This is a genomic window from uncultured Bacillus sp. (assembly GCF_958411575.1).
In the GTDB taxonomy this organism is placed as follows: Bacteria; Bacillota; Bacilli; order Bacillales; family Bacillaceae; genus Bacillus; species Bacillus spizizenii.
Map to the genome: position 1 here is coordinate 403,018 of NZ_CATYRA010000002.1, position 26,261 is coordinate 429,278.

The following is a 26,261-nucleotide window of genomic DNA, read 5'->3' on the forward strand; positions in this document are numbered from 1 at the left end:
GACAAAGTTTCAAAATAGAATCTTCTTTTTGAATCTCATTTGTTTTTATCATCTATAAATGAGACCGCCATCAGTTACTATCGCTTGACCGGTAATGTAATCTGAATCATCTCAAGCTAAGAATGCTACCAGATTAGCAACATCCTCAGGTCTTTGTGTTTCACCATTTCTACATCAATTCTGTCCCACATTTTCGTTTTGGCGACTCCGGGACAATATGCATTCACTGTTATGTTATACTTCGCCAGTTCTTTAGCAGCTGAATGTGTAAAAGACTTTACCGCATGCTTCGTCGCTGAATATGTGCCCAGCATTTCAAATGATTCGTGGCCCGCTATACTGCATGCGTTAATGATTTTTCCCTTTGTTGTTTGTTTCATAAACTGATCAGCGGCTGCTTGAGTGCCAAAGACAACTCCATTCACATTAACCTGAAATAATCTATTCAGTTGTTCTTCTGTTATGTCCAAAAATGGTGAAACAGCTTCAATACCCGCATTGTTTACCAAAACATCTAAACGGCCAAACTGATTTACTGCTTCTTTAACCAGATTGAATTGGTCATTACGTTTCGATACATCGCCTTTCACTCCCATCACATGAAAATGTTTCTCTTTGAAATCTGAAACAGTTTCATGTAACAGTGCATCATTGATATCATGCAGCACTACACGAAAACCATCTTTACATAGTCTCTCTGCGATGCCTCTTCCTAATCCTCCTGCAGATCCCGTAACTATTGCTGTCTTGGACATCAACATTCCCCTTTCGCAATGAGTTATCGTGACTCTATATTTATTTTAACAAATCATTTTTTCTCTACTTCATTTAAACTGCAGAGGCAAAAAAAGCTTGGCTCTTATGCTCCCCGCCCTAGATGCCCTTTTCATTCTTATCTATAGACAGTAAAAAAAGGCCGCGTTTTAGATTGGCCTCACATTCAACTTTTATCAATATTCTTATACATTATCAAACACTGATAACCGTATAAACCTTTAACTTTCACTTCTCCACAGTCTTGATCTTTCGTTAATTCTAAATAATGATTTTTGAACAGCATTGCTTCGGCTTGATCAGTTGCGCTTACATCAAAATGGTTGCCTGTGAAATTTTTCTCACTTAGCGTTATTTCATATCCTGATAAAGACAGGCGAAATATTCTAGCATGAACTGTGCATCTTTCTGCATCAAAAATTGTGAATCGGTATCCGCACTGAGACGGATACCGATTTGGATTTGACTCATTGGGCATCATGAAGATTTTTGGTTTTCTGTCATCGTAAAACTTACTTTTTCCTCATTTTTCACAATAGCTGCTGAAGCATTCCCTGCATAGATTGTCATCAAAAACAAAGCTAAGATTAACATTTCATTTCGTTTCCTCCAACCTTTTTATTTCAATATATTGGAATTGGAAACTTTGATCAATATACACTTTAATAAATAAGTCTTAAGGGTCAGTTCCTTTAGCTTGTCATGAAAAAGCTGAATGAATCTTATGACTAATCCAGGAATTATCTAAACCATGCCTTTTCTAAATGATTTGTAAAATTAGGATCATTAAAAGGGACATTCGCTTTACCGAAATCCGTTATATTTAAAGCGTTCCTCGCTTCTGGTGTTAAGTCTTCCCACCCGATTAATGGCTGAGTGCCCCCTACTTGATCACTAATATGCAATTCATGGTTTAAGGGCCATGTACTGTTGTATGCAATTAATGGATGTGTGTCCTTCATGTTTTTTTCATTTGGCTGAACATTCGTAAATTTCCCATGTCCGGAGTATGCAATTGATAAAACTTTTGCATTTTGAATAGACGGATTGTCGACCCAAACTACGATTCCTTCCCAGTCATGTCTATGACCCAAACCTGGAGAAGGCTCATCCTTTGGAAAATACCAAGAATACATGATTGCCCACACGCCATTGTACCAAGTTGAACGTGAATAAACTTGTCCGGTATGTTTGCTGCAACCTCCTTCAGGCGCTCCAGTTGGCTGTAACCCGCCACTTGTATTGCCTTGTGCATCTACTGCCGGAAAGGGTACACAGCCGCTATAAACCTTCAAATACGGCTGGAACTTTTTTTCGGCTTTTTGAGCAATAGTAGTTGGGACAACTTCATCGAACCCTACTACTTTGTCATGACCAATGACAGCAGCATTAACTGTTGGAACTAAGCTGATAAAAGCGAAAAATGACATCAAAACAGCAAGCGCAATTTTCCTCATTTCACTTTCCTCCTTATCGCATTCGTTATGTAAAGCCTAAGCTGCAACATCATTATACAAATAATGGAACCCCTGTTCAATCAAGTTTACAGAATCTTAAAACCAATAAACATAATCTGTACAATTGTTCTGCCACTCTATTAAATGAATGCATTGCTCCTTTACATTCAATTGTTAGCCAGCAATCGTTTCGCCTTTTTGATTTTCATGTTTCCAGCCTGTACAATATTCTAAAACCCGAAAAAGGATGATAGACATGTGCGGCAGGTTTACTTTATTCTCTACATTTGATGATATTATTGACCGGTTTGACATCGATCAATTTTTGCCTAAAGACGAATACCATCCAAGCTATAATATCGCACCATCACAAAACATCCTGGCAATCATCAATGACGGATCAAATAATCGACTAGGCAAGCTTAGATGGGGTCTTATTCCTCCGTGGGCAAAGGGTGAAAAGATTGGCTATAAAATGATCAACGCTCGAGCTGAAACAATAACCGAGAAACCGGCCTTTCGAAGACCGCTTGTCAGCAAACGCTGCATCATTCCAGCCGACAGTTTTTATGAATGGAAACGACTTGATCACAAAACCAAAATTCCGATGCGGATCAAACTGAAATCATCTGCTCTTTTTGCGTTTGCCGGGTTATACGAAAAGTGGAAAACACATCAAGGGGGCCCTCTTTACACTTGTACAATCGTCACAACTACGCCTAATGAACTCATGAAAGATATACACGACCGAATGCCGGTTATATTGACTCATGATCAAGAAAAAGAGTGGCTGAACCCTCTAAATACAGATCCGGATGATCTGCAAAGCTTACTGATGCCTTATGATGCTGATGACATGGAAGCATATCAGGTTTCACCATTAGTGAACTCACCTAAAAATAATTCACTTGAGCTTCTCGATGCACAGAATCGTATGCAGTGATGAAGCTACTATAATAAGATTATGTAAAAAGTTTTGTTTCTTAATGCCAATTCACTTTAGTTATAATGAATATTTAGTACATAGATCATTTAGTTATTTATGCGATTGGTTTGAAATAACATTATTATGTAAACTGTTAATGAATAAGCAATGTAAACCCCATTGTCTGAAGGAGTTTACATTGCTTATTAAGTCTTAATCCTTTGCAGAACAGCAAAGTGTATTGACACATCAAGAATGAAAATCGCTTTACTTTTCAGCTTTGTCAGAAAAATATCGAACCACATTAAACTTACAAAACCTGCAGCACCCATGATTGTAAATATGCTATAATAAGCCCATGTGGTTAAATCGATAGTCTTCCCCTCCTGGATCTTCAATTAAGGTCTTCTTCTTTCTTTTTCTTGTCCAGTTTAATACCTATAAAAATGTTGATGATTGCAGCTGGGAGATATAAAAATCCTACTCCCAGAACGCCTGAAATTGTGCTTAAGTTTACTATGAAACTTTTTGTCATAACTTGACTGTCAATCAAAATGAGAAGTGTAATCAATCCAGCTAAAACACCTACAAACCAAGCATTCCCAACTGCATAAGAATCATCCAGCACTCCTAGCCATTGCCCCAATATTGAGATTCCAATAGCAGTAAAACTGGATAAGAAAGTGAGTGCTTTCATTCTCGCCCTCCGTATTAAAGCCAATCTCATTATACGTAATCAACTGATTGAATATATAAAGATAGGCTATGAGATTTTTTGTTATAATAAAATCAAATTTTGAAAACAGCAAGCATCTCGTTTTAGAAATTAACAGATTTTATTCCAGCCTATGCAGGGATCTTATATTGCTGTACCTAAAATCCTACAAATAAAAAAGTCAGCCAATGTGGTCACCAATTCATCAAATAAGCTATTATTTATACCATGGCTTCTTATATAATTTGATTTCTTCTGTTTGTTTTTTCTCGCCTGTCTTCCACTCTACTTTCACTAATATATCATGTCCTATTACTTCATCTTCAGGCATATTATTAAAGGTAGCGATGTGGTCCTCCATATGTCCTCCCCCTGGCATTTCCTCACCAGTGTATTCTGATAAGTCGTACTCATCTATGTTATCATCTTGATACTTTTTTCCATCTACATACAGAGTAATTCTTTCAACAACAGTCCTTTTTTCGTCTTTCTTCCCCCCCTGCCAATACAAATTCAAAAAGTAATTAGGTCCAATTGACGTCTTGTCTGATTTTTCAAGGTTAGAAACCCACAATCCGCTTTTCCCGCTGCCCTCATATTTTACTTTGTTTCCTGATATCATTACAAAGATTGATACGATGCAGATCATCAGAAATACAGCTATCATCAATAGCCACTTTTTATTGTAGTTCTTTTTTCTCATGTTTTTCCTCACTTCCCCTCATTCTTTAGTAGGAAAATCAGATCAAAATGTTACTGAAAAGAAAATAAAAAAGCCAGTGATTCAACAGATGGCTACTTATCACATTCTTTCACAAAATCTCCTATGATTATGATAATATCTTAGAAAAAGGAGTTTAGTTGAGTAAGATGCTTTAAAAGTTGTTACTGCGGTGAATGATTGGAGGGAATCTTATGAAAAAACTAGTTCTTTGCGTGTCTATTTTAACTGTTATTTTAAGTGGTGTAGCTTTAACGCAATTGAGTACAGATTCACCATCTAGCATCCAAGTAGCTGAAAGGCCAGTCGGAGGTTAAGGAGAAGATCAATCGGTATAGCCCACCTCATGAGAGTGGGCTTTTTATTTTTCCATTACAATCCAAGCTTCCTACACCTTAAGGCAGCATTAAGTTCAAGCTAACAATAGCTTGTTGAATCATTTTCATACTAATTTTTTCCTTATGATTCAATGATAAGTGCCTATTATCATTATATAATTAGACCAATTAAGATGTTATCATGAATTTTTAACAGATAAAAGAGGGATTAATTTGAGAGAAAAATTATATTCATGTTTAATTTGCGGATATAAAGGTTTAAGTCAAAATCCTTTGTATAAAGGCGAGTATCAAAAAACGTTTGACATTTGTCCATGTTGCGGTTTTGAATTTGGATACAGTGAGGATCATGATGTGAGATTAGGCTTTATTGTAACTCCGGATCATTTGATTGAGGCTGCATTTCAATTGTATCGCAAACAATGGATTGAGTCCGGGATGAAAATTGCTCATCCTGAAGATATTCCAGAACAATTAAAAAATGGAGGTTGCTTAACTTTTGAAGTTCTGTTGAAACAATTGAAAAACCTAAATCTCGACATAGAAAATTTTGAAATTAACGGCTTTAATGATTAACTAGGGTGCTTTTGTTGGAGTCTTTATCTTTACAATGTCAGGCTAAAATGCACAGGAAGTGATTCAACAGCTACTTTTAATACTTTCTCTATTCGTATTCGATAAAGACTTTGTGATCGTCAACAAACATTTCACTTCCATCAGATAAGTGTATCCAAAAAGCTTCCTCCGGTTCTTCTCTATAGTCATATATCGCAGTAACTTTGACGTTTGACTCATCTATGATTGTTTTTCCAACTGTTATTTTCGTTTTTTCCTCTGGCAAAGTAATAGATCTAATCATAAAACCATCCTATCTTATTAGTTTACTCTCCCTCCCCCTTTCCTTTCTCACGCAGTTTGCACAATGATGATTCATCTCATCTATATAAGAAATATGAATACTCTATTTCTGTTTGACAAATTTTAATTTAAGCTGCTTTAACGCCTAATTAACGCCATCTTCAGTGAATTTAAAGGTTTGTTTTAAATGGCGTCCTTCTTGCCCCTTTTGCGTCCAAATAATAACAACTTCTAATTCAGAGGCTTTATCTGCCAGCATAAAATGCTTGAACCTCAACGGCGAGCCATCGTTTAAACTTTCAGCTAACGTTTTAGCATCCTCTTTTTGTTTTACACAATTTTCATTGGGGCATCCAAAAAGTGAAAACCTTGTAATTGTATCAGGATCATTTCTATACAATTGCACATCCACCGTAGCTGTTTCTTTCCCTATGTTTTTAACTTCCAAGGAATATACATGATATTTCCCTTTCTTAGGCCTCGCTAATTCCTTTACATTTTCTGCTTCACTTACTTTTACTGACCACTGCTCTGTTTTTTGTGTAATGGGTAACACAGTAAAAGTCAGGGAGAGCGCTTTTGATTGAACAAAGATACTTCCAATTATTAAAACACATAAGGAAAATAATACCCTCTTCACTTCATTTGTTCCTTCTTTCTTTTTTATTTTTCCAATAAAAGTATCCTATTACCGCTCAACATTTATTTCTTTCGGTATTTGAGATGGGGCTTTAGGAACTTTTCTCAGTTTGTTATTGATCACATCAGAAGAGTAAAGCGTAACAATCATACTGCTCCCATGTCGTTTTGCCCGAATGAGTATTGGCTGATTGTATTGATTTTGAAAGAGAAAGTCAGGACCTCCCCAGCTTACTGTAGCATCACGTCCGGGCGGAACATATGGCACGCTTCTTGTATGAGAGTAGCGCTGAACGATTCGCAGCCCTGCGCGATCGACTGCATTAAATAGTGTAGATGATACCTGACAAATTCCTCCGCCCACACCTTCAGACAACTCACCTTTAACAATAATGGGCGCACTCTTATATCCTTTGTCCCGAGTTCTCATTCCTACAACTTGGTTAAATGAAAATGTCTCGTTAGGGAAAACAACATGATTATCAATCGCTTTTGCAGAAAGAGAAATATTATGTGATCGGCTTTTATTATTCGAATTAAAATATGTTACATACTGACCGAGCCGCTGCGTACTGATGTGAGCAAGCATTTCGCTGTCAACTTTCGGATAAATAATCAATTTCGGCACTTCTACTTTGGAGGGGCCTTGTCCATAGAAATAAGCATAAAACTTTTCCATAAACGCCTGTTGATACAGTCTGTAACCAACCCTGCCCGGGATGATGCTTCCATGATCGTTAAGCACAGCATTTATCGGCTCCCGGTAAACTTGCTGATCCAGCTGTTCGATGAATTTACGGTACTTTTCATGGTCAATCATCGGGGTACCGGGAAGAGGCATTGTAAAGTTTTCGCGGTTAACAGTAGCAATCGTCCGTCCTTGCTGTGTGACCGTTAAGCTGTCAGGCGGACCGCTCGGTTGAGCCAATAATAAAAGACCAGTGATCCATATTTGTATCATAAGCCGGTTTACCTCCCGTCCATTAGTATGAACATCAGCTTATCCTTTGATGTATTTCTTCCCATCGTTTGTTTAATAGTTAGACGTTGATTCACTTTTCTTTAGAGAAAATAGAAAAGCCCTCATAAGTGAGCAATATCTCTAATTATTCTCACCAATTCCCTGAGCTGTCTGAGGCACACAGCTCAATTCGTTGCACTAGTTTAAAATCGACTAAAGTTATAGAGCATCCCCCTGAAATGAGAACTTCTCTAAAATGAAAAAGGTCCCTTATAACAACAATAAAATAATCCATTTCAATACTTTTTTATTGTAAAACAATAAATATCATGTTAAATTCAGAATGACAACAAATCAGTGAGGTGCTTTTTATGAATCGAGTCTCAACACTCTTTTTAAAGATTGCCGTTATTCTTATTGGAATTCCGATTCTTGCTTTGTGCATTTTTGTGGTGCCTAAGATCGCCAATTATGCAGCAGAATTATTTCCAAATATGGCTTATATTCAATATCTCGTTTTCGTCTTTTTGTATGTAACGGCGATACCTTTTTACTTTGCTCTTTATCAAGCGTTTAAACTTTTAAGCTATATTGACAAGAACAAAGCTTTCTCTAACATTTCTGTAAAAGCTTTAAAGAATATAAAATATTGTGCGGTCATTATCAGTATCTTGTTTGCGGCAGGCATGCCATTCTTTTATCTGATGGCCGAAATAGACGACGCTCCGGGTATCATCGTCATCGGATTGGTCATTATTTTTGCTTCAATGGTGATTGCAGTCTTTGCTGCTGTTCTTCAAAAACTCTTAAAAGAAGCGATTGATATAAAATCAGAAAATGACTTAACGGTCTGAGGTGATGAACATGGCAATTATTATCAATATTGATGTGATGCTTGCTAAAAGGAAAATGAGCGTAACAGAGCTTTCAGAGAGAGTTGGCATCACGATGGCTAATCTTTCGATATTGAAAAACGGAAAAGCAAAGGCCATTCGATTATCAACTTTAGAGGCGATTTGTAAGGCTTTAGAATGCCAGCCCGGAGATATTTTGGAATACCGAAGTGATGAAGACACACAGGATTCATAAAGAAGACAAAAGAAAAATAAAGTGATTTGGTGGTGATCCTATGGACGCAATCCTATGTCCATTTGGCTGCTATACGAAGCGTGCCTTACATATATTCAGAATATACCTTTGGAGGCACACATCATGAGAGCCATAAAACAACTCGTTCGTTTTGGTTGGGAACAAGCCCTGTCATGTTTGTTTCCTGTCGTTATTTTTGCCTCTTTGGCTATTACACAAATCATCCCTCTTCCCTTCTTGCCACGGTATGACTGGCTGCTCATCATCTGTGTTCTCATGCAGTGGTGGATGGTGCACTCCGGTCTTGAAACACGGGATGAATTAAAAGTGATCACATTGTTCCACCTTATTGGACTTGCTCTTGAACTTTTCAAAGTACACATGGGCTCTTGGTCTTATCCAGAAGAAGGATATTCCAAAGTTTTCGGGGTGCCTTTGTATAGCGGCTTCATGTACGCAAGTGTAGCCAGTTATCTATGCCAGGCATGGAGGAGACTTAAGGTTGAATTGGTTAAGTGGCCGCCGTTTTATGCAGTTGTTCTGCTTGCCGCTGCGATTTATTTGAATTTTTTCACCCACCATTATTCGATTGACATTCGCTGGTGGTTATCTGGACTTGTTATCATTGTCTTTTGGCAAACATGGGTCATATATGAGGTGAATGGAACTCGTTACCGTATGCCTCTCGCACTTTCTTTTGTGCTCATCGGTTTTTTTATATGGATAGCAGAAAATATCGCAACATTTTTTGGGGCTTGGACATACCCAAACCAAACCGAGGCATGGAGTCTCGTTCATTTAGGAAAGGTGAGTTCATGGCTTTTATTAGTAATTGTTAGCTTTCTTATAGTAGCGACGTTAAAACAAGTTAAGGAACAGAGCCCCATAAAGGCAGAGACCGGTGAACCTTTTTTGGGTTGAAGTTATCCTAGCGTACAAAGACCGAATAAAATGAAAAAGCAACGTTCAATTGTTGCTTTTTTCTTTTCACTCTGCCGGTGAGTATTCATTTTCCTCCAGATTCAGTAACGACTGCTTTCAACACCTTGATAAATTCATGCGCCGCCGGCGTTACTTCATCAAATGAATGCGCGATGACGCCAATATCACGGGTGATCCGGGGAAAGATGTCCATTTTAATCAATTGATGCGGGACAGATGAAAGTGTAAAGTTTGAAATAATGCCTACGCCCAAATTGTTTTTGACCATATTGATCAAGGTTTCGGCATTTTGCACAGTCAAGTTTTCCTTTAATTCAATGTGATGCTGCTGCAACGTATTTGACATTGCAATTTCATGACCGCCTTTGCAAAAAATAAGGTCATCTTGATACGTGTTGAGGTCGACATGCTTTTCCTGTTTTAGTTCGTCATCTTGCGGAGGGATGACTGCCACCATATAGTCGTTACACAATAGTTGATTGTCAAACGGTTCAAATGGAGATGCTGCGATCCCAATATCAACGGTCCGATCCTCGACCCAACCTTTGATTTGATCAGAGGTCCCCTCGGCCAATTCTATGCGGATCAGCGGGTATTTTGCTCTGAATGCCGCAATCGCCTGCGGCATGATATTTGTTGAAACAGCCGGAAATGAACCGATTTTCGCCTTCCCGCTTAACAGCTTGTTTTCCCTGTTGGCTACTTGATATATTTTGCTTTCAATCCCCTTCATTTGCCTCGCCAGCAGTAAAATGTCCTTTCCGACGTCAGTCAGCATTAAACCATGATGTTTATCCCTGATCAGTAATTTGAGCTGCAGTGAGCTTTCCAGATTTTTAATCGCTTTGCTTACCGCCGGCTGAGATATGAACAATTCTTTTGCCGATTCTGTAATGTTCAATTTCTCCCCGACTTTTACAAATATGTGAAGATGGTTCATGTTCATAACCATATGGTTATACCCCCAATAATACAAATGTATTTCAGTTATATATAAATGTAACATATGATAGAAACCAGCACGATATTTAAACAAGAAAGGCGGCTTAATAATGGTAAAAGTCATGCTGGGAATCATTTCTGTCACACTTATCTGGGGCTATACTTGGGTTGCGATGAAAGTAGGAATTCATGACATCCCCCCGCTTTTGTTCTCGGCTTTGCGTCTGTTCATCGGGGCTTTTCCTTTATTTCTCATTCTCTTCATTAAAAGAAAAAAACTTTCAATGGGAAAAGAACATATCAAAAGCTATATCTTCATGAGCCTGCTGATGGGTCTGGGCTATATGGGGATCTTAACGTATGGAATGCAGTTTGTCGATTCAGGAAAAACCTCTGTTTTGGTGTATACGATGCCTATATTTGTTACGGTGATCAGCCATTTTACATTAAACGAGAAAATGAATGTGTATAAAACGATCGGGCTGATAAGCGGATTCTTCGGACTTTTATTTATATTTGGAAAAGAAATGCTGAATGTCGATCAAAGCGCTTTATTTGGAGAACTGTGCGTCCTAGCGGCAGCGCTTAGCTGGGGAATTGCGAATGTGTTTAGCAAGCTTCAATTCAAGCATATCGATATCATTCATATGAATGCCTGGCATCTTCTGATGGGAGCCATCATGTTGTTGGTGTTTTCCTTTATATTGGAACCGGTTTATTCAGCCGAGTGGACATATCAGGCGGTTTGGTCATTGCTGTTTAATGGTTTGCTTTCTACAGGTTTTACATTTGTCGTATGGTTTTGGGTGCTCAATCAAATCGAAGCATCAAAAGCATCCATGGCATTAATGTTCGTTCCCGTACTGGCTCTATTCTTTGGATGGCTGCAATTGCACGAACAGATCACCATGAATATCATCATCGGCGCTCTGATGATATGCTGCGGCATTTTTATGAATACATTTACATTTTCACGACAGAAAATGTGAATTTTTAAAGATAAACTTTTTTCCTGTCGATGTTGGCCTCGTATGACAGGAGACGGCTATTATGAGAGCGTCTTCCAGGTACTTGACGGCCGTCTATTACACAATGAAAAAAGCTAATGTCTGGATGTGAGACATTAGCTTTAATGGCTGGCGTTTAGGTTGGTGAGCAAGCCACTTGCAGGCAGCTTTATTTGCAAAACCTGATTGCTTTTTGTCATACAATTGCACTGTGCTTAAAATCGTTTATTTGTTTAAAAAATGTCTACTTCGGCAGAATTCAAATCATAATTGCTTATGTATGATCAGCTTTCGCATACCTACATTTTTCCATATAGCCAAAAAGGATTCATTTATCTAAAAACCCTTAAATACTGAATGAAAGAAAAACATCAAGATAATGATGGCGAGTACAATAACAATCTCAAAAGTATGTGAACTGCCATCTTCTTTTTCTTGTTCAGTCTCCTCCCTCATTTGTTCCCTATATTTTCTTTGTATTTCATCTTTTTTCTTATCCATCTTACTCGACTCCTTTCAAAGTAAAGCCAAGCAATTCTGAATTAGTAAAAATCAATCATCATCTTTCACCTTCATTTTTTTCGATTATTTTTGTGAAAGGTAATTAAAATCACTGTTGCTAATATTGTTAAGATTGGTGTCTTTGTTTATTTCTAGTGCATACGGTTTAATAAAATCCACAATAGGTGTCATATCAAAAGGAAAATCAAAGTCCAGCAACTCAGAATTTGATTTATACACCTGTTCTTTAATAAAGAAGTGACAATCTGGTTTCATGTTTAACAGACCATCTATAAAAGAAAAGGTATCAGCTGTAAAGTCTTGAAGATATCTTTCTTCAGTGAATGTAATGACCTGAATAAAGTTTGAGGAACCCTCGTACTCATTTTCATCCTCCATACCAATTAAAACTGGATTATCACACAGCTTTTCTTTTCTTCTTGAATCAACAATTAAGATATAACCATAAATATCTGAAGTTTCTTTTTGTATTACCTGAAAAAACTCGACTTCATTTGTTCTAAGAAGCCTGTAAAATTTCAATCCCATATAAACCTCACTCTGAATAAAACGATTATTTCTTTACTTTTATGCCACAATTCTTCACTACATCTTACACAAAAAGCAATCTATTCAGATATACTCTTTAGTGTTTTCTTCTCTCATCTTTTTGTTTAGTTCGAAACCAATTAAGACATTGATCATCGCAGCTGGCAAATATAAAATTCCTGCACTCATAATTCCTATCGCCGTACTTGAACCAACGATAAATGATTGCATTGCTACACTTCTTGCCTTCAAACTAAGTAATACAAGAATCCCTGCTAAAACACCTATAAACCGAGCATTACCAGAAATCAGGAAATCAGATAAGATCCCAAATAATTGTCCAACGATTGATAACAGGATTCCTATAAAACTGGAAAGCACAACTAGTTTTTTAATGGCTTGTCACCCCTTTCAAAGCCCTTCATTCAACTAGTGAAACCGCTTTTGATATAGATTTTTAAATATAGCCCCCACGCTACAAACACTCAAGCAATCCACCACTCTCTTTCCATTCAGTCCAATACCAAATGATATCCATTATGCCCGCTATGACAATTGGATTACACATTGTTTAAAAGTTCTATAAACAGGTATTTAAATGAAAACTTTTTACATGATATATTCTCATTAATAAAGGGTAACATTTTCGCAGTAAACAATTCTATACTTTTGTGTATAAAACTGCCGTTTCATTCAGATATTAATCATCTTGGCAGTCCTTATTTCTACGCCGCCAGCGAGCTATTACTGCAGGTATTAATAGTAGAGTACCGACAATAATCAACATAAAAAAGATTACAAACAGCGCTCCTGTTCCCGGAACAATTTCTTCATAGGTAATAAAGCGTTTATCCCCCTGCAGGACGAAGAACCGAGAATTCTCAAGAAAGGCTAGATGAAAGCCTATAGACGTCCATAAGCTTCCTGTTGCAATGCGCAGAAGTTGAAGGATGAATCCAAAAGACAACAATAAAACGATGTAATCTAATGTGATAGCAGGTGATTCAATTCCTGCTATATATTGCAAACCACTTACAGTTAATGGTGCAAGCACAAATAGGATCGGCTGTAGGAGTAAGGCTATGAAACAATTAAATCGCCTGTTCAGAGCATTGTACACCGTCCCACGAAAAGTTAATTCCTCTGGAAACGCTTCATAAAAAAAAGCGATCATCATGTTTAAGAGCAATACAGTAACTAAATGGGCAGAGAAGTGAAATTGTGTAACTTTGATCCAACCCAATAAATGGGCGATAGCGAATCCAGATGCTGATAGAACAATCACATACATTGCGCCCATCATGGCTTTCGGAATGGCTTGCCGCCACCCAGACAGTCCGATAGAGTAGAATGGTCTACTAGAAAACCGCTTAAGAAGAATGTAGAGCAACGGGACAGTAATTAATGTCACTAAACCTGCTTGGATACCTTGCTTCAAAAGCTTGGAAGCTCCCGCTTGGCTAGCCATTGAACCGACTAAAGTAGCAAAAAACAAAGCAAAAACAAACGTTCCCCAACTGAGCAAGATCGTTACAAACCATTTTGGATGATTGTTTTGATTTCCGCTTTGAGTTTGATGAATATGCATTTGGATGCCCCTTTCACATCATTCATATAAGCACTAAACAAGAAAATAAATTGCGCAACTTATATTTAAACTTTATTATCACAATACGTTCTAGATGCTGTGATTGTTTCAAATTTCTGCATTACTCTACTTCAGTTGCGTCGTTTTCTTTTTTAATAAATAGACATATTCCATCATTCAAGGTTATTTAGACTTTAACAAAAAAATGCCCCTTAGTTCAGGGGCATTTGGTAATGATTCTATCCATTTATTGTATTCATTAACTCGAAGAAGTATTCAGGTTTATGGGTTTTATTTAGCTTATACCATGAATGCAATGTATCTGGTGCAAATACATCTAATTTTTTCAGTACTTCCATCGCAAATTCCAGGGGAGCAATTCCTGAAGCAGTAACCAAATTTTCATCAGATACTGCAGGTGCCTTCTCATAAAATGTTTCTCCTTGATAAGTAGGACAGACCATTTTCATATACTCCAAGTCATTGCTTGTATGCTTTCTAGAATCTAAGTACCCACTATTCGCTAGTCCCACAGTTGCACCACAAATGGCAGCTACAGTCGTGCCAAGCTTTAAAGCTTCGCCAACTTTTTTCAAGATCGGTTGATGAATATCTTCTCCCCAAGTATTCCCTCCGGGTAAAATCAAAAGATCTTTACTCTCAAGAGTACACTCATCAAGGATAATATCTGGTTTTATGCTCAGTCCCCCCATCGTCGTAATCATTTCTTTATTAGCTCCTGCTGTAACTACTTTTAAAGGTGCTACATCTTTTTTGAAATATCTCCCTGAATGAAGTTCTGCAATTAAATATCCATATTCCCAGTCTGACATTGTATGAAATACATAAAGATAAACTTTTTTTGTTTGCACCATAACACTCCAATCACAATTCATAAAGCCCATTAGGATGATTTCGTGCCATCCTTTTAAATAATGCCATATGGGTGGCAATAGAAACAATTATAAATTTCATGCTACACCTGCCCTATTATTAATGATATTTCACCATAATGCTCACCTTTAGGTGTTTATCTATTTTCTTGTTGCTCCCTTTCCCCTCATTGCCCCGTACTATTAACATATTAAAAATCAAAAAACGAGATGAATGAAAAGGTTTTTGTTTAAACATTTCATTGGAAATATATCGATTTTGCTCCTATTTTTGTGGTATTAATAAAAGGTGAATACAAAATCAATTAAATTAGGAGGTCGATTATTTGAAAAATAAAGCGACATTAAAACTTGGATTATGTATTGGTCTTTTATGTTTAAGCCTTACTGGTTTCAAACCCTTTTACGGATCAACGCATGCTGAAGCAAAAGCTATAGGAGACACAAAAATGACAAGCTGTATAGCGAATAAAAAATTTGTTCAACTTGAGAAAAAATTTGATGCCAGGCTTGGCGTTTATGCAATTGACACAGGTACAAACAAGACTATCGCCTATCGGCCGAATGAACGGTTTGCTTACGCATCAACCTATAAAGTTCTAGCCGCAGCTGCTGTCCTGAAGAAAAACCCAATTGAAAAACTTAATGAAGTGATGCACTACAGCAAAGACGATCTTGTTACATATTCTCCAATCACAGAAAAACACGTAGATACAGGCATGAGCCTGAAGGAAATCTCAGAGGCTGCTATCCGTTACAGCGATAATACCGCTGGGAACATATTGTTGCAACAACTTGGCGGGCCTAAAGGTTTCGAAAAGTCACTGAAACAGATTGGGGATCATGTAACTAAGGCTAATCGATTCGAGACGGATCTAAACTCTGCTATTCCTGGAGATATTCGTGACACAAGCACCGCAAAAGCGTTAGCAAGCGACCTTAAAGCTTTCACTGTGGATAACACTCTCACGACTGATCAGCGCACGATCTTAACCGATTGGATGCGGGGGAACGCTACTGGTGACGAACTGATTCGGGCAGGCGCCCCTACAGGGTGGGAAGTCGGCGATAAATCTGGAGCCGGAAGTTACGGAACACGAAACGACATTGCTATCGTTTGGCCGCCTAATAGAGCTCCTATTGTTTTGGCAATCCTGTCTAAGCGGTTTACGAAGGATGCTAATTATGATAATGCTCTTATTGCTGAGGCTGCAAAAGTCGTCCTTAACGATCTCAAATAGTAGATGAAGACTCCTTTTTGGAGTCTTCTTCTTCTGAAACCAGTTTATAATGCCCTTGGTTTATTCGGACTCACTTCCCAATATTTCGTACCGTTAGAAGACACTAACATATCAAACGATATCTCAAAATTAGAATCAAAGTTAACCGCATCTTCAATATCATCAATTAAAACGTACCCCTTAGGGAAATCTTGAACTTCATTATATTCAATGATTCCTTCTATACTATGTATTTCAATCCCTTCAAACATTTCCATCTCATTATGTTGTAACAAAAACTCTTTATAATCATTAGGGAAAGTAACACCTAACTTCTTTTCTAAATGCTAATTTCTTTATCTTTGGAGTGAAAATAGCATCTTCCATGATGGTTCTTTTCTATTAGTATCCTTCTTGTTTGATTTCATCAATGAAGCATATACCAATAGACTTCTGGAGTACACTTCTATTACTGTTAAAAAAGATCGGCAGATGCACGAACATCTAACCGATCTGCAATAGAATAGCTCCCTTTGAAGCTTCACAGCATCCCATTTGATTCCGAAACTTCCATACTCAAACACTCTGTGTTCTCCTTTCCGTTACTTTCCTTCGTTGCTATAGTCAACATTTCACTAGCTGGTGATGGCTTACCTGATACACTAACGCTTTTAGCGTATAGTCATACTAAGCTATTAAAAATAAGATGCGGTGCGAATTTTCTGATTAGCTCTGTATGCCTCATATTCTTGTCCATAATTGGAGGTTCGACATCATCGTATTAGGTTTACATCAATTACGTTATAAAAGGCATTAGAGGTATCCGCAACATCCCACACCCCTAGAATGACATGATAACCACTGCGATCAGTTGGTACATAAATGTTATGAGATAGATGAGTATCAGCCTTTGAGCCGTCGTGATCTACAGTTCCAATTAATTCAAATTCATCTCTTGTTAAAGGTTTGTTTGGATTCCAATCTTTCTTGGTTATATAATAGTGCCACTTTGATGTTGCGTGAGGAGCAGTATAGTGCCAAGTAAAGGTGTTTAAACCCCCACGGATGTTTTGTTTTACCCAATGATCTGCAGTCTGCCTGTCTAACCCAAAGTCAATTTGACCCGAACCTCCATTTGCTGATGCAATTTTCCCATCTGGTGGACCCGCAGACGGAAACCCTTTTGGTCCTTCTACCGATTGAGGATTATCAATTACGGAACCATACTTTTGATTAGCTGCCGTCCAACCAATTATTTGTTTTTCTAATGAACCCATGTACGCTCTACTAGCAGGTTCTTTTATATACCCGTGTGCAGATACATCTCCTGCAAATAAAGTAGCACCAACACCTAGAATAGCAGTTAGAACAGCGCCTTTGATAAAACCCTTCATTACTAACTCATTCCTCCCTTTGTTGGAAATTATTCTCTTTCCTACTATAATAATTCATTACATGTGAGGTAATCTCCTTCTTGATTTTTTGGCAACTCTATAAAACACATATCATCTGCAATAAAATTCAACCCTGCCGCTCGATATGTGTTCTGTATATTCTTGTATTGATTCCTCTACACCAATTTTTCATAAAACACTGCAACTTGAATCAAAAACTGTGCTGGGTTCTTTACTTTGTTATGTACTTCCCCTGAATCGTCTCTAATTAGAACAAGGCATGCCTCTCTTTCCGATCCTTGTAAAAAAAGAATCCGTTTTGCAATTCAACATCAAGCAAATCTCATACGGCTTCATTGTCATTTAGTTTGGTTTTGATTGGATGTATTCTAAATGTAGCTTTGAAATCAAGTCGTGACGTTTATAAGAATGCCACGATGCCTTTTTCCTTTGTCTAAAGTTTTGTTCTTTTTAACTAAACGGGGCACTATAATTGAACTATAGGTTCATAGAAAAATTATAAGGAGGATTTTTGTGTTTCAAACCTTAAACCATTTTTTAAAATCTTGGGAGTTCGAAGCCGATGCTACACAGAAACTACTAAATTGTTTAACTGATGAATCACTTAAACAAGAAATTACTTCACAAAATTGGACTTTAGGCCGTATCGCTTGGCATACTGTTGCTGCCATTCGCATCATTACCTCAAACACAGACTTAACATTTCACGCTCCAGCTGAAGATTATCCTGTACCTGCTTCGGCCCAGTTTATAGCAGACAGCTATCATCAAGCCAGTAATGCATTTGTACAGGCATTAAAAACCCAATGGACTGACCATACACTTCAAGAACGTATCAACTTTATTGGACAACAATTGCCAAATGGCTCACTTTTGATGTTTTTGATTCAACACCAAAATCACCATCGAGGACAAATGACGGTTCTTATGAGACAAGCAGGATTAACTGTTCCAGGTATTTATGGGCCAGCAAAAGAGGAATGGACAAAATTTGGTTTGGAACCCCCGCAAATGTAATCAAACTTTTTTATCAAGAAGTTAACCCGTTACAATTATAAAAGCATGTTTTGATCAACTTATTTCAAAACATGTTCTTTTTATTAGATCATTTTCCACCCTCTTTTTTGATGTGTTTTTAATTGCTGATAATGATTCAGTATTGAAAAAAATCATAATCTGAATCATTAGTTTTTCTTACTGCTCCGTCAGTAATTATACCTGGCCTACTTTTATCTGAAATGGCTAATAGCATTAGTTACCTCGAAAATCTCTATTTCCTCAGAATCATCCATATACCTTGATTAGTGAACTCACCTAAAAACAATCGCCATGGCTCATTGAATCTGTTCTGCCTTCAATTAAAGAACCTTTTGTTGAAGAGGTAAGACTTAAAAATTCTTATTGGTTCATTTCCACTCTTCCTCTAAAATAGCGTAATAATATTCATCCCACCATTCATTGCCTTTGGGGATACATTTTTTAAAAAAGCCTTCTCTTCTCATTCCGATTTTCTCCATAACTCGGTATGATGGAATATTCTCAGGTTGACACGTAGCTATAATCCTATGTAAGTTCATTTCTTTAAATCCATATTCCAAAATAGCTCGTGCTGCTTCAGAAGCATACCCTCTATTTTGATATTTCGGATTAAACACCCACCCAATCTCATACGTATGTTCACCAAAATACTTATAAAAAACAATATGGCCTATAAGAAAATTTTCATCTCTTAGTACTACAGGAAATTTTTCAGCATTATCACCTCTATTTTTATTTACAAATTCTTTTGCATCTTCTTTAGAAAAAACCCCTTCTGGTATATACTTCATAACATTAATATCTGATGTATACTCATATACAGCTTGCCAATCTTTGAATTCAAATTCACGTATCAATAACCTTTTTGTTGCAATATGCATTATAGTAACTCCCATCAAAAATACTTAAATCTAATCTTTATTTCGATATTAAGGCAACAATAACCTTTTTTATACTATCCTTATTCAACAATATGGCCTCTGACTTGAATACTCATGAAATTTCTGATAGTGAATAGGCAAAGGAATATGATTCACCAAAATAAAACTCCCTCCCTTCTCTTTATTGGGGAGGGTATTTTTGTTTTTTAAGATAACATTAATCTTCCTAATTCATTTAAATATAATAAATTATCACATATATGGATAATTTGATTAGGAGGACTTGTGTTGGAGCAGATGATCTCTTCTTCTAGAGTCGGTGTGAAAATAAATGAGTGGTATAAATACATACGGATGTTCGCCGTTCCAGATTCAGAAATATTAAAAGCAGAGGTTGAAGAAGAAATAAAACAAATGGAGGAAGACCAAGATATTATTATATTATTCTCTAATGTGTTTTCGTCATCAGCTAATGCTCGATTACCTTGAACCTAAGTCCTTGAATGAAGAACGCCCTAAAATTACAGACTTGTTAGAAAATATTGAAGCAGGCAAACAAAACTTAAAGGTGTCCTTGAATACTACCGCAACTTCTTAGAGGGATGAATGAATTTGATAAGAAGGGATATATAACATTTTGAAATCGCAAAGCGATTTCATATTAACATACTTTTTTTCAAAAAAAGGTTTTGAGTTAATTAGATTAGATATAATAAGTCAAATATCGACAGAGGGTTGTTACCACAAATGCAAAGCAAGAAACGAAAGCGCCCATGCAAATATGCCGAACCTTACAAAGAACCTAAGAAAAGTTTCATATTTTGTAAGTCTTCGTTCTCTTTTTGTTTTACCTAAACTCCAATAAAGGGCGTAGCCGGAGAACAATAAAATTATTTGTCCAAGTTGCGACACAGATTCTAAAAAATCTATTCCATTCATTGATTTTCACCTCGTTTATTTATGAGAAAAGTAAAGTAGATTTTTATTATCTCAAATGTTTTTTTATCCAGCAGAACCATAAGTGTATGGTGGCAGAATACGTTATGTTTCTTCATTAAATAAAGCAACAAATTAACATTGAAGATTTATCATCTTATCTTTATGATTTGTGTCCTCCTGTCAGTTCTGCTCTATGAAGCGCAGTTCCTGCCGGTGTGTATGAAACTGCTCTCAGAATCGCTTTTGATCCGTATTTGCTTCTAATTCCATCCATAACGAATCCAAGCTTTCTTCTCTTTTCATTATCCACTTCAAATAAACTCAACTCTGATTAACATCATCCTCAATATTTGATAACGTAACTCACTGTCTTACCTGAGTAAAACTTATTAAAGAGCATCAAGCAGCATTTATAAATGTCATCGATGAAATCCACCACTAAGTTCATCCTTGCTGTATCCAATTCCTAGGCTTATTGTTCCACCAACCTTTTTGATCCCTAAATACATAATTAAGGGAAAACAGAAATATAGTACCTTCTCTCAACAATTTCATCGACCTTTTCTTTAAAAAACTATTCATATTTTTTAAAACGTCCAAATTTATTTCGTTTAAGCAGCATTCTCCTTTTAACAGGAAAGAATCATTCCGTCTGAACATTTACGATATACATATAATATCCGAATGATATGGTGAAGGGCGGAGGCTATGGTGAAAACGAGTATTATTATGCTGACTTATAATCAATTAGCGTTAACAAAACAATGCTTGGAGAGCATATGGAAGCATACGAATAATGACTGTATAGAAATAATTGTTGTAGATAACGGTTCTCATGACGGTACACGTGACTACCTCAAACAGATATCTTCAATTAGGACGATTTTTAATAAAACAAACGAAGGCTTCGCGAAAGCCTGCAATCAGGGCCTTGAAGCTGCTTCAGGGGACAGCATTCTATTTTTAAACAATGATACTATTGTCACAAATCAATGGCTGGAGCCGATGATCAAGCTGCTTTATCAGGATGACAAAATCGGCATGGTCGGACCCGTAAGCAATTATGTCAGCGGGTTACAGCAAGTCCCCGTTGACTACACAAACGTTGAAGGAATTGAAGACTTTTCCCGCCTTTACTGTTTGCAGCAAAGAGGCAAGTCAAGAGCTGTATTGCGGCTGGTCGGATTTTGCCTACTTGTCAAAAAGGAGGTGTTGGATGAAGTCGGGGGTTTTGATGAACGTTATGAAGGCGGTTCATTTGAAGATGATGATTTATGCCTCCGCGTACTGCAAGCGGGATATCAGCTGAAAATCGCTCTTGATTCGTTTGTCCACCATCACGGTCACGCTACGTTTACAGGGAATCCGGATTTAAGCATCAGTCGATTGTACGAAGAAAACCGGCAACGATTCATCGATAAATGGAAGGTGGATGTGACAGCATTCTTTGATTCCCAGCCTCAGCTGACAGCGCTTGTGCCCGCGGAAGCCAGCTCTATCTTACATATCGGCTGCGGAGCGGGAGCTGCGGGGGCAGAGCTTTTAAACCGGCAAACTTGTACATTGTATGGAATTGAAGAGGACGCGTTGTTACAGACCGTTGCAAGCGCCTATTATGAACAAGTCATTTCAGCTGACTTGACACGTGACCCCCCCTACCCGGAGGCTTTTTTCGATGTCATTTTGATCGGTGACCTTTTGAACTGCTCGATGAATCCTAGGCTTACGATTGAGACTCTTGCCGTTTATCTAAAGCCTTCAGGCTCGTTGATTTGCTGCATCCCGAATATAGCTTATGCAGATACACTTTTCTCTTTATTATGCGGAACATCGACGTACACACATTTCATTACACCTCGAAACGTAAACACGCTATTTCCTGAATATCTTTATAACATAAAATCCACTACCTCCCATTCCACCAAAACTAAAACGAACATAATGCTCTTTTTACAAGAACTTCAATTCCTTGCCGGGCAATTTGGTTTGTCTTTGGATCACTTGTCAAAACATGCTCATATTGATTACATGTTTGTCCACGCCATAAAGAAAAAACAGAATGAAACGGAGGTGGCCATGTGATTTCTATTAGTTTATGTATGATCGTGAAAAATGAAGAAGCCGTTATCGGCCGCTGCTTAGATTCTATACGAGGAATAGCTGATGAGATTAACATTGTTGATACCGGATCAGTTGACCAGACAAAAGACATCGTTTCCCGTTATACAGACCGGATTTTTGATTTTGAATGGATTGACGATTTTGCAGCAGCCCGAAATTTTTCGTTTCAGCAGGCCACGGCCGACTATATTTTATGGCTTGATGCCGACGACGTGTTTACCGAGAAAGATCAAAAGCTGTTATTGGATTTAAAAAGAACGCTTGATCCGCAGATTGACGCGGTCTCAATGAAATACCATTTGGCGTTTGATGAAGAAAACAACGTCACATCCAGCTTAAGAAGATACCGGCTTGTAAAACGGGAAAAGGGCTTTAAATGGATTGGCGCGGTCCATGAATATTTGGAAGTATACGGAAACCTCCACCACAGTGAAGCTGCAGTTTCTCACATGCCGCTTAGCCATGACGCAGACCGAAACTTGCGGATTTATGAAAACATGGCCTCTTCGGGAAAGGATTTTTCGCCAAGAGATTTATTTTATTATGCGAACGAGTTATGTGATCATGGGAAAATAGAAAAAGCAATTGAATACTATTTGCGTTTTTTGAAAACAAAACAGGGATGGGTCGAGGATAATATCAGAGCATGTAATAAATTAGCAGACTGCTATCATTCATTAGGACTGAAGGAAAAAGAATTAAACTGGGTGCTCCACACGCTCATCTACGGACCGCCCAGAGCGGAAACATGCTGCAGGCTGGGGTTCTCTTTTTTAGAAAGAAATGATTTTCAAAGCGCAGTCTATTGGTATGAAAAAGCAATTGAAAATAAAGGTTCAGAAAGCCTGGCTTTTCAAAACCGCGCCTGTGCCACCTGGCTGCCTCACTTACAATTAGCCGTCTGCTACGACAAGCTTGGCCAGCATCAGCTTGCTTATCAGCATAATGAATCAGCTTTACAATACCGCCCTCATGATCCAAAAATACTAGCCAACAAAAAATACTTTGAAGATATCCTGCAGCAGCAGGCTGGCTCCGGAGGTGAACATCATGGAAATCAATAAAAGGTCACTTGCCGATTCTATGAAAGAGTATCAGCTTAAAGATAAAGAGTATTACAAAGGCATCAACTGGCAGTTATTTGATCTGGTAGAACCGCTTGCAAAAACCATTCTTGAAGTCGGCTGCGCTGAAGGCCTGTTTGGCGCAGCTGTTAAGGAAAAAACGAATTGCTCCTATTACGGGATCGAATCATACCCGCCAGCTGCCGAAAAAGCAGCTCATCACATTGACAAAGTAATAACGGGAGACATTGAAACACTGAAGCTCCCTTTCCAAAAAAACACATTTGATCACATCATCTTCGGCGATGTTTTGGAGCACTTAAAAGACCCGTGGACAATTTTAGTTAATATCAAGCCTTACGTAAAAGAAACTGGGAGCATTTTGGCAAGCATTCCGAATATCGGGCATATCTCGATTTTTGAAAGTCTGCTGTCCGGCAAATGGACGTATACACAGGCCGGGCTGCTCGATAAAACACACTTCCGTTTTTTTACCTTGCAAGAAATGAAGAAGATGTTTCATGAAACGGGTTACAAGGTCAGCCACATCGAATCTATTTCCTATACGACTCACTATTATGAAAAAATGATCAGCAAACTGGCTCACATCAAAGCAAACATGGGGATTCACCATGCAAGCTTTGAGGAGGAAGCCAGAGCCTATCAATATGTCATAAAGGCACAAAAAAGATGAAACAGCACGTAAATGAAAACTCTATTTGCTTCATTACATGTGTCAATGATGACACCCTTTATGATCTCTGTTTGAGACATATCCAGTCCCTTTCAGTGCCGCCGCATATGAAGGTTGAGTTAATCGATATACGAAAGGCTGATAGTATGGCCTCCGGCTATCAGGCGGCAATGCAGGACTCAGACGCAAAATATAAAGTGTATGTACATCAGGATACATTTATCATTAATCGTTCCTTTATTTATGATATCCTTTATGTCTTTCAGCAGAATGATGAGCTTGGCATGATAGGCGTCATAGGAGCTGAAGAAGTGCCGCAAAGCGGGATTTGGTGGGAGGCTTCTAAAAAAGCGGGAAAAGTCATTGAATACCGCAGTACGTATAGCTATTTGTCGTTTGATGAGATCAATGAAACCGTGAAAACAGTTCAAGCATTAGACGGTTTATTGCTGGCCACTCAGTACGATCTCCCGTGGCAAAAAGAGATATTTGACGGCTGGCATTTATATGACACTTCTCAATGCTTTGAGTTCAGGAAAAAGGGGTATTTGGTCGGCATCCCTTATCAGAAAGAGCCGTGGGTCATACATGCATGCGGCAATGAGTTTGACCAAATTGAGTATTCTCATTATCTCGAAGTGTTTGTTAGAGAATATCTTTCTTAACGATCATATATAGACAGATTATATTCCAAAAAACCTGTCTCATCAGGGAAGAGACAGGTTTTTTCATCACCTTTTCTGAATTTAAAGCGATGGGAAGCGAATAGTGTTTATTTCTAAATTAATCGCACTAGCTGAACTTACATTGCTGGCATTCATAAATATGATTCTGATTTCATAAGTGGTCGTTCCTGTCACGACAGCTGTATTCACATTTGTAGAAGCTACCGGGAACCTAGAAGTTAGAGCTGCGTTAATATTCCTCTGGACAGTTCGAGTATCAATCAATACCCCATTCCGATACATCCTGATCTGAAACGTAAAATTTGAGTTGGCAGTAGTCACTACATCTACAGATATCGAAAAATCGACTTTAATATTTTCACCATTGTTGGTTGGCACATTTAAAGTACCTACAGTTGTTTCAGTATTATTAATAGCTAGAGCAACTGGCCCCTCCACTGTTGTGTAGTTGAGCTGAGATCCGCTTCCAGTCGGTCCTGTTGGTCCCGTTGATCCGGTTGGTCCGGTTGGTCCTGTTGCTCCGGTTGATCCTGTTGATCCTGTTGCACCTGTTACTCCTGTGGCTCCGGTTGCTCCCGTTGCTCCCGTTGATCCCGTTGCTCCGGTTGATCCCGTTGCTCCGGTTGCTCCCGTTGATCCGGTTGATCCTGTTGATCCTGTTACTCCTGTGGCTCCGGTTGCTCCCGTTGCTCCCGTTGATCCCGTTGCTCCCGTCGCACCAGTTGCTCCCGTTGGACCTGTTGGTCCTGTAGCTCCAGTTTCCCCGGTTGCACCAGTTACTCCAGTGGCTCCTGTTGATCCTGTTACTCCCGTTGCACCAGTTACTCCAGTGGCTCCTGTTGATCCAGTTGGACCTGTTGGACCTGTTGGTCCCGTTGCGCCAGTTTCCCCGGTTGCACCAGTTACTCCCGTTGCTCCGGTTGCACCAGTTGTTCCCGTTGCTCCTGTTGCTCCAGTTGGACCTGTTGGTCCTGTAGCTCCCGTTGCACCAGTTACTCCAGTGGCTCCTGTTGATCCTGTTGATCCTGTTTCTCCCGTTGCTCCAGTTGGACCTGTTGATCCCGTTACGCCAGTTGCTCCGGTTGCACCAGTTGTTCCCGTTGCTCCTGTTGATCCTGTTTCTCCCGTTGCTCCTGTTGGTCCTGTAGCTCCTGTTTCCCCGGTTGCACCAGTTACTCCAGTGGCTCCTGTTGATCCTGTTGATCCCGTTGCTCCTGTTGATCCTGTTGCTCCAGTTGCTCCAGTTGCACCAGTGGCTCCAGTTACTCCCGTTACTCCCGTTGCGCCAGTTTCCCCGGTTGCAC

At 38.4% G+C, this 26,261-nt stretch carries 28 protein-coding genes and 6 pseudogenes; 15 read left to right on the plus strand and 19 right to left on the minus strand.

Annotated features, from left to right (window positions below; all coding sequences use genetic code 11):
- Nucleotides 1–48 precede the first annotated feature (48 nt).
- The 3 genes and pseudogenes from Q5C82_RS05525 to Q5C82_RS05530 all read right to left on the minus strand — a co-directional run bounded on the left by Q5C82_RS05525 (nt 49) and on the right by Q5C82_RS05530 (nt 2,231).
- A pseudogene (locus tag Q5C82_RS05525) lies at nt 49–755 on the minus strand (SDR family NAD(P)-dependent oxidoreductase).
- Between the two features lie 185 nt (nt 756–940).
- Nucleotides 941–1,368: pseudogene (locus tag Q5C82_RS20480) on the minus strand (hypothetical protein).
- Nucleotides 1,369–1,514: 146 nt separating this feature from the next.
- Nucleotides 1,515–2,231, minus strand: coding sequence for an NPP1 family protein (locus Q5C82_RS05530; RefSeq protein WP_003220392.1), 717 nt, complete (start codon nt 2,229–2,231; stop codon nt 1,515–1,517).
- Nucleotides 2,232–2,487: 256 nt separating this feature from the next.
- Between Q5C82_RS05530 and Q5C82_RS05535 the strand changes: the two genes are divergently transcribed.
- Entirely contained in the window at nt 2,488–3,174 is a 687-nt protein-coding gene (locus tag Q5C82_RS05535) for an SOS response-associated peptidase (RefSeq protein WP_003220395.1), read from the plus strand.
- Between the two features lie 376 nt (nt 3,175–3,550).
- Here the strand turns inward: Q5C82_RS05535 and Q5C82_RS05540 are convergent, their stop codons facing one another.
- Together Q5C82_RS05540 and Q5C82_RS05545 are read right to left on the minus strand one after the other, a co-directional pair.
- Nucleotides 3,551–3,853 carry a hypothetical protein gene (locus Q5C82_RS05540; protein ID WP_003220398.1) on the minus strand — a complete coding sequence of 101 codons (303 nt, stop codon included), beginning with the start codon at nt 3,851–3,853 and terminating at the stop codon, nt 3,551–3,553.
- Between the two features lie 235 nt (nt 3,854–4,088).
- Nucleotides 4,089–4,574 (minus strand): DUF4944 domain-containing protein, encoded by a 486-nt coding sequence (locus tag Q5C82_RS05545; RefSeq protein ID WP_003220400.1) that lies wholly within the window; start codon nt 4,572–4,574, stop codon nt 4,089–4,091.
- A gap of 212 nt (nt 4,575–4,786) precedes the next feature.
- Here Q5C82_RS05545 and phrK point away from each other — a divergent pair, with 212 nt between their 5' ends.
- On the plus strand, nt 4,787–4,909 hold the full coding sequence (gene phrK, locus Q5C82_RS05550) for a phosphatase RapK inhibitor PhrK (RefSeq protein WP_019258603.1): 123 nt from the start codon (nt 4,787–4,789) through the stop codon (nt 4,907–4,909).
- Between the two features lie 234 nt (nt 4,910–5,143).
- A complete protein-coding gene (locus tag Q5C82_RS05555; RefSeq protein ID WP_003220402.1) occupies nt 5,144–5,506 on the plus strand; it encodes a hypothetical protein in 363 nt (120 codons plus the stop codon).
- A gap of 88 nt (nt 5,507–5,594) precedes the next feature.
- Here the strand turns inward: Q5C82_RS05555 and Q5C82_RS05560 are convergent, their stop codons facing one another.
- The 3 genes from Q5C82_RS05560 to Q5C82_RS05570 all read right to left on the minus strand — a co-directional run bounded on the left by Q5C82_RS05560 (nt 5,595) and on the right by Q5C82_RS05570 (nt 7,388).
- Nucleotides 5,595–5,789 (minus strand): hypothetical protein, encoded by a 195-nt coding sequence (locus Q5C82_RS05560; protein WP_003220404.1) that lies wholly within the window; start codon nt 5,787–5,789, stop codon nt 5,595–5,597.
- A gap of 144 nt (nt 5,790–5,933) precedes the next feature.
- Nucleotides 5,934–6,428, minus strand: coding sequence for a hypothetical protein (locus tag Q5C82_RS05565; protein WP_003220406.1), 495 nt, complete (start codon nt 6,426–6,428; stop codon nt 5,934–5,936).
- A gap of 48 nt (nt 6,429–6,476) precedes the next feature.
- The gene (locus Q5C82_RS05570; protein WP_003220408.1) at nt 6,477–7,388 is read right to left on the minus strand and encodes a VanW family protein; all 912 of its coding nucleotides are present in this window, start codon (nt 7,386–7,388) and stop codon (nt 6,477–6,479) included.
- Between the two features lie 371 nt (nt 7,389–7,759).
- Between Q5C82_RS05570 and Q5C82_RS05575 the strand changes: the two genes are divergently transcribed.
- From Q5C82_RS05575 to Q5C82_RS05585, 3 genes and pseudogenes are all read left to right on the plus strand, one after another.
- The gene (locus tag Q5C82_RS05575) at nt 7,760–8,242 is read left to right on the plus strand and encodes a DUF2975 domain-containing protein (RefSeq protein WP_003220410.1); all 483 of its coding nucleotides are present in this window, start codon (nt 7,760–7,762) and stop codon (nt 8,240–8,242) included.
- Nucleotides 8,243–8,252: 10 nt separating this feature from the next.
- Nucleotides 8,253–8,497, plus strand: a pseudogene (locus tag Q5C82_RS05580) (helix-turn-helix domain-containing protein).
- Nucleotides 8,498–8,600: 103 nt separating this feature from the next.
- Entirely contained in the window at nt 8,601–9,398 is a 798-nt protein-coding gene (locus Q5C82_RS05585) for a DUF817 domain-containing protein (protein ID WP_003220414.1), read from the plus strand.
- An 85-nt stretch (nt 9,399–9,483) separates the two neighbouring features.
- Here Q5C82_RS05585 and Q5C82_RS05590 read toward each other — a convergent pair whose 3' ends face one another.
- Nucleotides 9,484–10,371: a LysR family transcriptional regulator gene (locus tag Q5C82_RS05590; protein ID WP_003220415.1), complete on the minus strand. Its 888-nt coding sequence runs from the start codon at nt 10,369–10,371 to the stop codon at nt 9,484–9,486.
- 100 nt (nt 10,372–10,471) lie between these two features.
- Here Q5C82_RS05590 and Q5C82_RS05595 point away from each other — a divergent pair, with 100 nt between their 5' ends.
- A complete protein-coding gene (locus Q5C82_RS05595; protein WP_003220417.1) occupies nt 10,472–11,350 on the plus strand; it encodes a DMT family transporter in 879 nt (292 codons plus the stop codon).
- Between the two features lie 354 nt (nt 11,351–11,704).
- Here Q5C82_RS05595 and Q5C82_RS05600 read toward each other — a convergent pair whose 3' ends face one another.
- From Q5C82_RS05600 to Q5C82_RS05620, 5 genes are all read right to left on the minus strand, one after another.
- On the minus strand, nt 11,705–11,869 hold the full coding sequence (locus Q5C82_RS05600) for a hypothetical protein (RefSeq protein ID WP_003220419.1): 165 nt from the start codon (nt 11,867–11,869) through the stop codon (nt 11,705–11,707).
- A gap of 84 nt (nt 11,870–11,953) precedes the next feature.
- Nucleotides 11,954–12,418, minus strand: a complete 465-nt coding sequence (locus Q5C82_RS05605; RefSeq protein ID WP_003220422.1) for a hypothetical protein — start codon at nt 12,416–12,418, stop codon at nt 11,954–11,956.
- Nucleotides 12,419–12,502: 84 nt separating this feature from the next.
- A complete protein-coding gene (locus Q5C82_RS05610; protein WP_229283719.1) occupies nt 12,503–12,649 on the minus strand; it encodes a permease in 147 nt (48 codons plus the stop codon).
- A gap of 469 nt (nt 12,650–13,118) precedes the next feature.
- Complete coding sequence (locus Q5C82_RS05615; RefSeq protein ID WP_003220426.1) at nt 13,119–14,006, minus strand: CPBP family intramembrane glutamic endopeptidase; 888 nt, start codon at nt 14,004–14,006, stop codon at nt 13,119–13,121.
- Between the two features lie 239 nt (nt 14,007–14,245).
- Nucleotides 14,246–14,878, minus strand: a complete 633-nt coding sequence (locus Q5C82_RS05620) for a type 1 glutamine amidotransferase family protein (RefSeq protein WP_003220427.1) — start codon at nt 14,876–14,878, stop codon at nt 14,246–14,248.
- A gap of 347 nt (nt 14,879–15,225) precedes the next feature.
- Between Q5C82_RS05620 and bla the strand changes: the two genes are divergently transcribed.
- Nucleotides 15,226–16,140 carry a class A beta-lactamase gene (gene bla / locus Q5C82_RS05625; RefSeq protein ID WP_003220429.1) on the plus strand — a complete coding sequence of 305 codons (915 nt, stop codon included), beginning with the start codon at nt 15,226–15,228 and terminating at the stop codon, nt 16,138–16,140.
- Here bla and Q5C82_RS05630 read toward each other — a convergent pair.
- Both Q5C82_RS05630 and Q5C82_RS05635 read right to left on the minus strand, forming a co-directional pair.
- A pseudogene (locus tag Q5C82_RS05630) lies at nt 16,133–16,463 on the minus strand (SMI1/KNR4 family protein); the annotation flags it as partial. The gene bla and the pseudogene Q5C82_RS05630 overlap by 8 nt on opposite strands.
- A 429-nt stretch (nt 16,464–16,892) precedes the next feature.
- Entirely contained in the window at nt 16,893–17,513 is a 621-nt protein-coding gene (locus tag Q5C82_RS05635) for a lytic polysaccharide monooxygenase (protein ID WP_003220432.1), read from the minus strand.
- Nucleotides 17,514–18,047: 534 nt separating this feature from the next.
- On the opposite strand from Q5C82_RS05635, the gene Q5C82_RS05640 reads away from it, so the two are divergent.
- The gene (locus tag Q5C82_RS05640) at nt 18,048–18,551 is read left to right on the plus strand and encodes a DinB family protein (protein ID WP_003220434.1); all 504 of its coding nucleotides are present in this window, start codon (nt 18,048–18,050) and stop codon (nt 18,549–18,551) included.
- 389 nt (nt 18,552–18,940) lie between these two features.
- Here Q5C82_RS05640 and Q5C82_RS05645 read toward each other — a convergent pair whose 3' ends face one another.
- Complete coding sequence (locus tag Q5C82_RS05645; protein ID WP_003220436.1) at nt 18,941–19,453, minus strand: GNAT family N-acetyltransferase; 513 nt, start codon at nt 19,451–19,453, stop codon at nt 18,941–18,943.
- 288 nt (nt 19,454–19,741) lie between these two features.
- Here Q5C82_RS05645 and Q5C82_RS05650 point away from each other — a divergent pair.
- Nucleotides 19,742–20,085: pseudogene (locus tag Q5C82_RS05650) on the plus strand (aspartate phosphatase); the annotation flags it as partial.
- A 106-nt stretch (nt 20,086–20,191) separates the two neighbouring features.
- On the opposite strand, the gene Q5C82_RS05655 reads toward Q5C82_RS05650, so the two are convergent.
- Together Q5C82_RS05655 and Q5C82_RS05660 are read right to left on the minus strand one after the other, a co-directional pair.
- Complete coding sequence (locus tag Q5C82_RS05655) at nt 20,192–20,392, minus strand: hypothetical protein (protein ID WP_003220439.1); 201 nt, start codon at nt 20,390–20,392, stop codon at nt 20,192–20,194.
- A 160-nt stretch (nt 20,393–20,552) separates the two neighbouring features.
- Nucleotides 20,553–20,883: pseudogene (locus Q5C82_RS05660) on the minus strand (UV damage repair protein UvrX); the annotation flags it as partial.
- Nucleotides 20,884–21,100: 217 nt separating this feature from the next.
- Between Q5C82_RS05660 and Q5C82_RS05665 the strand changes: the two are divergent.
- The 5 genes from Q5C82_RS05665 to Q5C82_RS20485 form a co-directional block, all read left to right on the plus strand.
- Entirely contained in the window at nt 21,101–22,474 is a 1,374-nt protein-coding gene (locus Q5C82_RS05665; protein ID WP_003220444.1) for a glycosyltransferase, read from the plus strand.
- Nucleotides 22,471–23,577: a glycosyltransferase gene (locus Q5C82_RS05670; RefSeq protein ID WP_003220446.1), complete on the plus strand. Its 1,107-nt coding sequence runs from the start codon at nt 22,471–22,473 to the stop codon at nt 23,575–23,577. Before Q5C82_RS05665 ends, Q5C82_RS05670 begins: the two co-directional genes overlap by 4 nt.
- Nucleotides 23,564–24,271 carry a bifunctional 2-polyprenyl-6-hydroxyphenol methylase/3-demethylubiquinol 3-O-methyltransferase UbiG gene (locus Q5C82_RS05675; protein ID WP_003220448.1) on the plus strand — a complete coding sequence of 236 codons (708 nt, stop codon included), beginning with the start codon at nt 23,564–23,566 and terminating at the stop codon, nt 24,269–24,271. The genes Q5C82_RS05670 and Q5C82_RS05675 overlap by 14 nt, the downstream gene beginning before the upstream one ends.
- Complete coding sequence (locus Q5C82_RS05680) at nt 24,268–24,936, plus strand: glycosyltransferase family protein (protein WP_003220451.1); 669 nt, start codon at nt 24,268–24,270, stop codon at nt 24,934–24,936. Before Q5C82_RS05675 ends, Q5C82_RS05680 begins: the two co-directional genes overlap by 4 nt.
- 850 nt (nt 24,937–25,786) lie before the next feature.
- Nucleotides 25,787–26,261: hypothetical protein (locus Q5C82_RS20485; protein ID WP_367950476.1), on the plus strand; the 475-nt coding region annotated here is incomplete at its 3' end.

Coding starts and splice junctions, on each gene's coding strand:
- Q5C82_RS05570 (WP_003220408.1), bottom strand. CDS start 7,388: ATGATACAAATATGGATCACTGGTCTTTTATTATTGGCTCAACCGAGC.
- Q5C82_RS05575 (WP_003220410.1), top strand. CDS start 7,760: ATGAATCGAGTCTCAACACTCTTTTTAAAGATTGCCGTTATTCTTATT.
- Q5C82_RS05545 (WP_003220400.1), bottom strand. CDS start 4,574: ATGAGAAAAAAGAACTACAATAAAAAGTGGCTATTGATGATAGCTGTA.
- phrK (WP_019258603.1), top strand. CDS start 4,787: ATGAAAAAACTAGTTCTTTGCGTGTCTATTTTAACTGTTATTTTAAGT.
- Q5C82_RS05530 (WP_003220392.1), bottom strand. CDS start 2,231: ATGAGGAAAATTGCGCTTGCTGTTTTGATGTCATTTTTCGCTTTTATC.
- Q5C82_RS05680 (WP_003220451.1), top strand. CDS start 24,268: ATGAAACAGCACGTAAATGAAAACTCTATTTGCTTCATTACATGTGTC.
- Q5C82_RS05535 (WP_003220395.1), top strand. CDS start 2,488: ATGTGCGGCAGGTTTACTTTATTCTCTACATTTGATGATATTATTGAC.
- Q5C82_RS05595 (WP_003220417.1), top strand. CDS start 10,472: ATGGTAAAAGTCATGCTGGGAATCATTTCTGTCACACTTATCTGGGGC.
- Q5C82_RS05665 (WP_003220444.1), top strand. CDS start 21,101: ATGGTGAAAACGAGTATTATTATGCTGACTTATAATCAATTAGCGTTA.
- Q5C82_RS05615 (WP_003220426.1), bottom strand. CDS start 14,006: ATGCATATTCATCAAACTCAAAGCGGAAATCAAAACAATCATCCAAAA.
- Q5C82_RS05605 (WP_003220422.1), bottom strand. CDS start 12,418: ATGGGATTGAAATTTTACAGGCTTCTTAGAACAAATGAAGTCGAGTTT.
- Q5C82_RS05590 (WP_003220415.1), bottom strand. CDS start 10,371: ATGGTTATGAACATGAACCATCTTCACATATTTGTAAAAGTCGGGGAG.
- Q5C82_RS05540 (WP_003220398.1), bottom strand. CDS start 3,853: ATGAAAGCACTCACTTTCTTATCCAGTTTTACTGCTATTGGAATCTCA.
- Q5C82_RS05655 (WP_003220439.1), bottom strand. CDS start 20,392: ATGAATGGAATAGATTTTTTAGAATCTGTGTCGCAACTTGGACAAATA.
- Q5C82_RS05610 (WP_229283719.1), bottom strand. CDS start 12,649: ATGCAATCATTTATCGTTGGTTCAAGTACGGCGATAGGAATTATGAGT.
- Q5C82_RS05675 (WP_003220448.1), top strand. CDS start 23,564: ATGGAAATCAATAAAAGGTCACTTGCCGATTCTATGAAAGAGTATCAG.
- Q5C82_RS05600 (WP_003220419.1), bottom strand. CDS start 11,869: ATGGATAAGAAAAAAGATGAAATACAAAGAAAATATAGGGAACAAATG.
- Q5C82_RS05560 (WP_003220404.1), bottom strand. CDS start 5,789: ATGATTAGATCTATTACTTTGCCAGAGGAAAAAACGAAAATAACAGTT.
- Q5C82_RS05585 (WP_003220414.1), top strand. CDS start 8,601: ATGAGAGCCATAAAACAACTCGTTCGTTTTGGTTGGGAACAAGCCCTG.
- Q5C82_RS05635 (WP_003220432.1), bottom strand. CDS start 17,513: ATGAAGGGTTTTATCAAAGGCGCTGTTCTAACTGCTATTCTAGGTGTT.
- Q5C82_RS05645 (WP_003220436.1), bottom strand. CDS start 19,453: ATGCATATTGCAACAAAAAGGTTATTGATACGTGAATTTGAATTCAAA.